Annotated in this window: 2 protein-coding genes; both read left to right on the forward strand. The window is 60.0% G+C overall.

The window, feature by feature from the left end; all coding sequences use genetic code 11:
• Positions 1-533, forward strand: a 533-nt coding sequence (locus AU381_RS00015; protein ID WP_156528512.1) for a restriction endonuclease, incomplete at its 5' end; no start/stop codon positions are given.
• Complete coding sequence (locus tag AU381_RS00020; protein ID WP_014857719.1) at positions 530-1,015, forward strand: KAP family P-loop NTPase fold protein; 486 nt, start codon at positions 530-532, stop codon at positions 1,013-1,015. The genes AU381_RS00015 and AU381_RS00020, both read left to right, overlap by 4 nt.
• Positions 1,016-1,038: the final 23 nt, after the last annotated feature.

A 1,038-nucleotide genomic window follows, 5' to 3' on the forward strand; every position in this document is an offset into this window, starting at 1 on the left:
AAGCGGATCACGAGCAACTTCTGACATGGCCCATGTACGCACATCTTCCTCAGCCGTCGGTTAACTTTACGGTGCCGCTGCAAGCCCATGAGCGAGGCTATGCCTTCGAGGCCTTCCTGAGGCGGTGCTTCGACATGGCGGGCCTGACGGCGCGTGAGCCGTTCCGCAACACCGGCGAGCAGATCGACGGCAGTTTCCTGCTCGGCGAGGAAACCTACCTCCTCGAGGCAAAATGGCATTCACAGCCGACGGGTGTCGCCGACCTCCATGTCTTCCACGGTAAGCTCGACCAGAAGGCCGCGTGGGCCCGCGGTCTATTCGTGAGCTACAACGGTTTCACGACCGAGGGCCTGGCGGCGTTCGGTTCGGGCAAGCGGCTCATCTGCATGGATGGCCGCGACATCTACGACGCACTCGATCGTCAGATCCCGCTGAAGGCGGTCCTCGAACGCAAAGTGCGCAGGGCTGCTGAAACGGGTCGCCCCTTCATCCCGGCGCGGGAACTTTTCGATCAACACGGGGGCAGCCGATGATCCTGACCGATAACGAAACCAAGGTCGATCTCCTCAACAACGAGGCGATCGCGACGACGATCATAAAGCTCCTGCGGGACCGGCCAGATCAACCGGTAACGATCGGCGTGCATGGCGATTGGGGTGCCGGCAAATCCAGTGTCCTCGAGATGATCGAGGCCGGCTTCGAAAAGGAATCCAAGGTCCTCTGCCTCAAATTCAACGGATGGCGCTTCCAGGGCTTCGAAGACGCCAAGATTGCGGTGATCGAGGGCATCGTCACGGGGTTGATCGAGAAGCGGCCCGCGCTGACGAGGGCGGGAGAAGCCGTAGAGGACGTCTTCCGACGCATCGACTGGCTCAAAGTTGCCAAAAAGGCGGGCGGCCTCGCCTTCACCTCCTTCACGGGGATCCCCACTCCCGATCAGATCACCGCGATCGTGGGCTGTCGTTTGGCACTTAAACGTAAGAATGCGGCCGCTTCTTTCTTGGTTGGCACTTAATTTGAGATTTTATGCGCCGATAA

Source organism: Sinorhizobium glycinis (assembly GCF_001651865.1).
Classification (GTDB): Bacteria; Pseudomonadota; Alphaproteobacteria; order Rhizobiales; family Rhizobiaceae; genus Sinorhizobium; species Sinorhizobium glycinis.